This window comes from Sphingomonas bacterium, assembly GCF_903644055.1.
In the GTDB taxonomy this organism is placed as follows: Bacteria; Pseudomonadota; Alphaproteobacteria; order Sphingomonadales; family Sphingomonadaceae; genus Sphingomonas_I.
This window is the reverse complement of record NZ_CAHJXD010000159.1, coordinates 1-6418: the sequence shown is the minus strand read 5'-3', so window position 1 is coordinate 6418 and position 6418 is coordinate 1. Positions and strand designations below refer to the sequence as shown.

General features: G+C 65.7%; 5 protein-coding genes. All 5 read right to left on the bottom strand.

Going from position 1 to position 6418, the window contains the following annotated elements; genetic code table 11:
* Positions 1-385 precede the first annotated feature (385 nt).
* Positions 386-904 (bottom strand): Rid family hydrolase, encoded by a 519-nt coding sequence (locus tag HUU94_RS06955; protein ID WP_174274372.1) that lies wholly within the window; start codon positions 902-904, stop codon positions 386-388.
* A gap of 243 nt (positions 905-1147) precedes the next feature.
* Entirely contained in the window at positions 1148-3790 is a 2643-nt protein-coding gene (locus HUU94_RS06950; RefSeq protein WP_174274371.1) for a TonB-dependent receptor plug domain-containing protein, read from the bottom strand.
* A gap of 73 nt (positions 3791-3863) precedes the next feature.
* The gene (locus HUU94_RS06945) at positions 3864-4499 is read right to left on the bottom strand and encodes a GNAT family N-acetyltransferase (protein WP_254602014.1); all 636 of its coding nucleotides are present in this window, start codon (positions 4497-4499) and stop codon (positions 3864-3866) included.
* Positions 4500-4756: 257 nt separating this feature from the next.
* Positions 4757-5230 carry a c-type cytochrome gene (locus tag HUU94_RS06940; protein WP_174274369.1) on the bottom strand — a complete coding sequence of 158 codons (474 nt, stop codon included), beginning with the start codon at positions 5228-5230 and terminating at the stop codon, positions 4757-4759.
* A 3-nt stretch (positions 5231-5233) separates the two neighbouring features.
* The coding region (locus tag HUU94_RS06935; RefSeq protein WP_217429581.1) for an FAD-dependent oxidoreductase at positions 5234-6418 on the bottom strand (1185 nt) is incomplete at its 5' end.

Sequence of the window (6418 nt, the reverse complement as noted above, 5' to 3'; positions counted from 1 at the left end):
GATACGAGCCCTCGATACGCTCCTGCGGAGCTACTCGGTCTCACCTCAGCATGAGCGGGTAAGGCTGAAGTCATCCGGCTCTAGGTGCCGCCGTCATCCTCGACCTCTCCTGCGTCCATCGGACGAGGATCGTAGCTAGAGGCTGTCCTGTTCAAACTGGACGTCACCCCGGCTTTGAGCCGGGGTCCCGCTTCTTAGCGTTGGCAGGCAGCGGGACACCGCTCAAGGCCGGGGTGACGACAGTTCAACTTTCCGGATAGACCATATGTAAAATTCGAGGTGCGCGGACGATGACTGTCCTCCCCCGCCGGGGGAGGATCGCCGGTCGCATTCAATTCCAGGGAATGGGCCGCCCGCGCAGGCACGAGCGGTCCCCGGAGTCAGGCTATTTCGTCTTGGCGGCGATCACTTCGATCTCGACGAGGAAATTCGGGCCGGCGAGCGCCGCGACCTGGATCGCCGAGCGGGCGGTGGTCGTGGGGTTGTCGGGGCTGTTGAAATAGGTCTCGAACGCCGCATTGACGCCCTCGAAATCCATCTTGCCCAGCTTGGGATCGGCGGCGAGGAACAGCGTCATCTTGATGATGTCCGACATCGCATAGCCGCGCTTGGCGAGGATACCCTTGATCTTGCCGAGCGCGCTCAGCGCCTGCGTCTTGGTGTCGCCGAAATCGGCGATCGTCATCGCCGGGCCCATCGGCTTGCTGGGATCGATCGGCGAGGCGAGCTGGCCCGAGACGAAAAGGATCGACGAGCCTGGACCGGCCTCGGCGCTTTCGAGGATGCGCGCCGGCTTGCCGTCCTTGCCCGCCGGCAGGATGTTCTTGGTGACGCCCGCCGCGGTGGCGCCCGATGCGGCGAGCGCGCCGATGGCCAGCGACAGGATCAGATGACGTATGCGCATGCTCAGCACCCCTTTTGCTTGAACCGCCCTTCTTGGCGGCGATCGTAACGCTAACAGAATATCGTGGCGCGAGTCAGCCGGTTACAGGCGCCCGGTTACAACTGCCGGACAGGCTCGGCGGTCGCGCGACCGCCGAGCCCCATCACGCCGAAACCGAAGCCAATGATCCGATCATCCGCCGGCGATCCAGCCGGAGGGCATATCCGAACCCATCATTGGCTTCATCTACTTCTTCAAAGCCGATCAGAAGTTCAGGCTGAGGCGGCCGTAATAATAGCCGCCGTTGATGCCGATCGGCGACCACGACGGATATTTGGTGATGTAGCCGGTGCTGTTGTTGGCATATTGCTGGTTGCGATAATAATCCGGCAGCTTCGTCGGATAGACATCGAAGATGTTGTTAGCACCGCCCGAGAGCTTGAGGTACTTCGTCAGGTTGATACCCACTTCGAGATCGGTGATGAAGTGGGTCTTGTCGGGCAGCCGATCGACGTAGAGGCCGCTCGTCGGATCCGCGGCGAGCAGGCTCGACTTGCCGTAGAAGGACTCGCGCACGCTGACGAAGATCTTGTTCCACGTCCAATAGGCTCCGGCCGTCGCGCGGAACTTCGGCGTCGTGTCGATCAGGTTCGACTGGGCCGAAGGATCGAGCAGCAGCGAAGCCTGGTTGACGTTGGCCGGGGGCGCATTGATCGAGAGGATCTTGGTCTTGTTGTAGTTCGCGCTGAGCGACCAGTCGACATGCCCCAGAGTGCCGAAGTCCGAGCTGTAATTGGCCAGGAAGTCGATGCCGGTGGTGCGCGTCTTCAGGCCGTTCACGAAGGTCTGGAGCGTGATGCTGCCGCTCTGGCCGTTGACCGCGCCCGCTTGAAGCGTGCTGAGGACCGCATCGACCGGAACGCCGGCCGCGCGCAGCGCGTCCAGCACCGAACTGGAGGTCGGCGTACCCGCGACCGGGACGCCGCGATTGTAATTGGCGCCGAAGAAGGAGCCCGACTGCACGATCCGATCCCTGATCTGGATATAATAGCCATCGACCGTGACCGTCAGCCTGGGGGCCGGGTGGACCACGAGACCCGCCGAGAAGTTGGTCGATTTCTCTGGCTTCAGGCCGTTGAGGCCCAGCGCCCGCGCACCCGCCGAGTTCGGCGCGAAAATGCCCGAGAGCGAGGTCGGGCCGACGTTGATGCCCGAATAGAAGGCTTCGGCCAGCGTCGGCGCGCGGAAGCCCGTGGAGACGGTGCCGCGTATCGCGATGTTCGGCGAGAAATCGTACCGGCTCGTCAGCTTGAACACCGTCGTCGAGCCGAAGTCGCTGTAATTCTCGTGACGGACCGCGGCGTCGACCAGCCAAGCATCGACCGGCTTTATGTTGAAGTCGAGATATTCCGAATAATTCTTGCGGCTGTTGTTGCTGGCGTTGGCCGGCGAATAGCCGAAGAAGCTCTGCGCGCCGCCCTGCTTGGCGTTGACGGTCGTGCCGTTGACCACGGTCGTCGCATAGGGGCTGATATAGTAAGACGCGGGATCGCCGGCGCGGAGGATGTAATTCTCCTGGCGATATTCGAGGCCGCCCGCGACGTTGAGCGGGTTCGCCAGGCCGACGTTGAACTTGTGCGTCAGATCGAGCGTCGTATCCCATTGCGAGAAGACGAACGCGCCGTCGAAGAACAGGCTCGGGCTGAAACCCTTGCTCGTCGGCGTCGACGAATCGAAGTAGAGCGCGGCGTTGGCCGATCGATCGACGTAGACGTTGTTCACGTCCTTGCCCCAGGTGGTGCTCAGATCATAGGTCGTATCCATGATCTCGCCCTTGACGCCGCCGGTCACCGCATAATCGGTCTCGCGCGTCAGCTCCTGCGGCGAGAAGCCGCCCGGGAACGGGACGTCGCCGGCCCCCGCCGCCACCCCGACCGTGGACTTGCCGACCACGACGTTGGGCAGACGATAGTTCTGATAGGTCCGGCCGACCTTGTGCGAATAGGTGCCGAACGCATAGACGTTGACCTCGGGCGTCACCTGATAATCCATGTTCGCCAGGCCGTTGGTCAGGCGCATGCGCCCGTCGCCGACGATGCGGTTCACATAGGGATAATTGGGATATTGCCGGATCCCCGGATAGGCGTTGAGCAGCGTCACCACGCCGGCGATATTGGTATTCGCCACGCGCGGATCGACGTCGCCGCGGAAGCTGTAATCCTTGAAGCTGCGTTCGCCGACGATGCTGACGTTCAGGTTTTCGATCGGCTGCGCGCCGACGCGGACCTGGAAGTCGTAACGCCCGCCGCCCTGGCCGATATATTTGCCGCCGGTCGCGTCGACCGTGAAGCCGGGGTTCTTCTTGAGGATGAAGTTCACGACGCCCGCGATCGCATCGGTGCCGTACTGCGCCGCGGCGCCGTCCTGCAGCACTTCGATATGATCGATCGCGTCCTGAGGGATCAGGCTGAGGTCGGGCGCGGCGCCGCCGCCGTAAGGGCCGCCGGCGACGTTGACGTTGGAGGTGCCGTGGCGGCGCTTGCCGTTGATCTCGATCAACGTGTGGTTGGGGCTGAGGCCGCGCAGCTTGATCGAGGGATGCATGGCGGTCTGATCGCTGCCGAACGCCTGCACCTGGATCGAGGGCAGTTGCTGGGCGAGCACCGAGTTGAGATCGGGCTGGCCGACGCGCTTGATCGCGTCGCTGCCGAGGAGCTGGATCGGCGCGGGACTGTCGGACGCCCGCAGGCCGGTCGTGCGCGTGCCGGTGACGATGATCTCTTCGCCGGAGGCGACCTGTGGCTCGTCGGGCGCCGGTGCCGGCGCCGGGGCCGCCCATGCGCTCTGGCTGGCCGCAGCCAGCGCCACGACGAATGCGCCGCGCGAAATGATGGTCTTGGTCTTCATATGCTCCCCCTTTGGTGCCTCAGCGCCTCCAGAAGCATCCTTCCCCGTCCGCCGGCCTTGAGGCCGGTCTGGCTTATCCGGTGGGCTCTGCTCGCTCCCTGTGCATGGCCTCGCCGAAAAATGAATCTGCGCGGACGGCCGATCGCGTCGCGGTATCGGCCATCGTCTTGGACATCGAAATGAAGCGCACCGCGACATCGCCGCATTGCTGGCGGATCGTCTCGCCTTCCACATAGCCCCGCGCCGCATAGAAGGGCACGCCGGGCAGCGTCGCCATCAGCGCCATGCGCGTGAAGCCCATCGCCGCCGCGCGCTGCTCGCACTCGGCCAGCAGCGCGCTGGCGATGCCCATGCGCGCGGCCCCGGGCGCCACGAAGAAGGCGCGGATGCGCGCGGCATCCTCGGCGGGATCGAGAAAGCCCGGCGTGCGCCCCGCGAAATTGTCGCCGCCGAACAAGGTTCGCCGCCGGCTCCATCCGCCGCAGCCGAGCAGCCGTCCGTCCGCATCGGTCGCGACCAGATAGCTGCCGTCGTCGACGAGATCGCTGTCGACCCCGAAGACGTGCGCGATCGCCGCCTCGGTCTCGGCATCGGAATAATAGCCTTGGCCCAGCGCGCGCGCGGAGCTTGCGATCAGCCGCTCGAGCGAAGGGATTTCACCGCGATCGGCGGCGCGAATGACGAGGTCGGGCGTGGCGCGGGCGCTCAACGCCAACCTCCGGCGGGCGCAATCTTCGGCAATGAAAGGCTCTGTCGCTCTGTCATCACGGGCCCTCGCGCGCCGGGATCGGCGCGGTGCCTGTCGAACATCTTCCCCTGGCGCGGGCTCTGCGGCCGTCACTGATCGGTAACAAGCCGAAAAGGAGGGTATCGCGCAAGCCCCCTTGCGCCCGGTCGCGCGCCTCGCGCCGGCCGGGCGGCGATTTCGGCGATACATGCGCTATATTCGCAACATCGTCGTTTGGATCAGCGCTTCGCCGGATCGAGCATGATCGTCTTCAGCGCGGCCGAATCGGCGGGCAGCGGGGTCTTGCCGGCGGGCATGCCGTTTTGCTGGAGGAGGTAGGCGATGATCCTGGCGTTGCTCGCGGGCGGGAGCGTGCCCGGCGCCATCTGCGGCATCGCGCGGCCGATATAGTCGAACAGATCGGCCAGCGGGGCATGGCCCCAATTGCCCAGGAAGCGCCCGGTCAGCGCCGGATTTTCGAGCGTGCCCTCCAGCGCCTTGCCGTGGCACATCGCGCACTGGCCCGCGTAGAGCGCCGCGCCCTCGCTCGCCTGTTCGGCGGTGTAGACCCCCTGGACAGTACTGGTGGGCGCTGTGCTGGTGGGGGCGGGGATCGAGAGCGCGGCGATCGGCGCCAGCGCCGCCATGCCCGCCACCGCCGCGACCCGCAGCCTCAGGCCCGTCGCCCGCCGCTTCGCCGATCCGGTCGCCATCGTTCAGGCCCTCGCCTTGGGGGTCGAGAAGAGCGGCGCCAGCGATGCCAGCGCGGCTTCGGTATCGGCGCGATCGGGCACTTCGTAGCTGTTGCCTACGCCCTGCATCTCGCCGAGATCATTGTCGAAATTCATGATCACCACGCCGTCCGCCTTAGACATGGCGAGGCCGTTCTTGTAGCGGATCGAATAAGCGGCCTCGGGCTGCGGCGCGAGCCAGCCGGTCTGGCCGCGCACCGGGATGATCGTCTTGTCGCGCCAGAGGTCGCGCGCCGCATAGCCGGTCGAATGGATCACGACCTTTTCCTTGAGGCTCGTCACTTCGCCGGGCGCATGGAAGTCGCGCTGCTCGAAGCGGCCGCCGCGCTCGAGGAATTCGGTCAGCAGGATGTGCGCGTAGCTGGCGAAGTTGAAATGCATCTGCGAGGTGCGCGCGGCATAGCCGACGGGGAAGGGATTTTCCTCGGCCGCCAGCGGCTGCATCTGCGGCACGATATCCTTGATGCGATCGCTGTAATGGCCATACTCGCTGTTCTGGTGCGGCCGGCCGGTGTTGGCATAGCTGTCGGTGATCGCCGGATCGGCGGGAAATTCGTGCCGATGCATCGGCGTGTCGGACAGCGTATAGGAATCGTGGAACACCACCGGATCGCCTGGGATGCCGATCATCGTGCGGAAGCTCTTCCAGGAAAAACGCGCCATCTGCTCCCAGAGGTCGCCAAAGCCCGGGCCGGCGGGCGCGGCCAGCGCCACGCGCGAGTCGGGCGTGTAGGAGCCGCTCGCCCGGAACGAGCGCGTGCGCTGGATCATCTCGCGCGCGTAGATCGTCACCTTGAGGCCCGCGCGCTGCGCCATCACCGCGGCGGTGAGGCCGACGATGCCGCAGCCGATGACGGCGATCTCCTTGGGCAGCACCGACATCGCCTTGCCCACCGCCACCTCGCCCGAGCCCCACGACAGCGACCAGCCGCTGCCGCCATGGCCGTAATTGTGGACGACCAGCGTATCGCCGATCTGCTCGGTATCCAGCCTGGGGCCGGCGGCGCGCAGCGGCCGGATGCAGCATTTGAGATCGACGATCTGATCGGGGGTCAGCCGCATCGGCACCAGCGGCGGCCGCGCGAAGCGGGGCGCCATGCCCGCGCTCGCGATCGGCCCCACGCCCGGCGCGCACGCCTGGAGCCCGAG

Bases quoted from the DNA above. Each gene is read 5' to 3' on its own strand.
- HUU94_RS06940 (WP_174274369.1), bottom strand. From the start codon at position 5,230: ATGGCGACCGGATCGGCGAAGCGGCGGGCGACGGGCCTGAGGCTGCGG.
- HUU94_RS06955 (WP_174274372.1), bottom strand. From the start codon at position 904: ATGCGCATACGTCATCTGATCCTGTCGCTGGCCATCGGCGCGCTCGCC.
- HUU94_RS06950 (WP_174274371.1), bottom strand. From the start codon at position 3,790: ATGAAGACCAAGACCATCATTTCGCGCGGCGCATTCGTCGTGGCGCTG.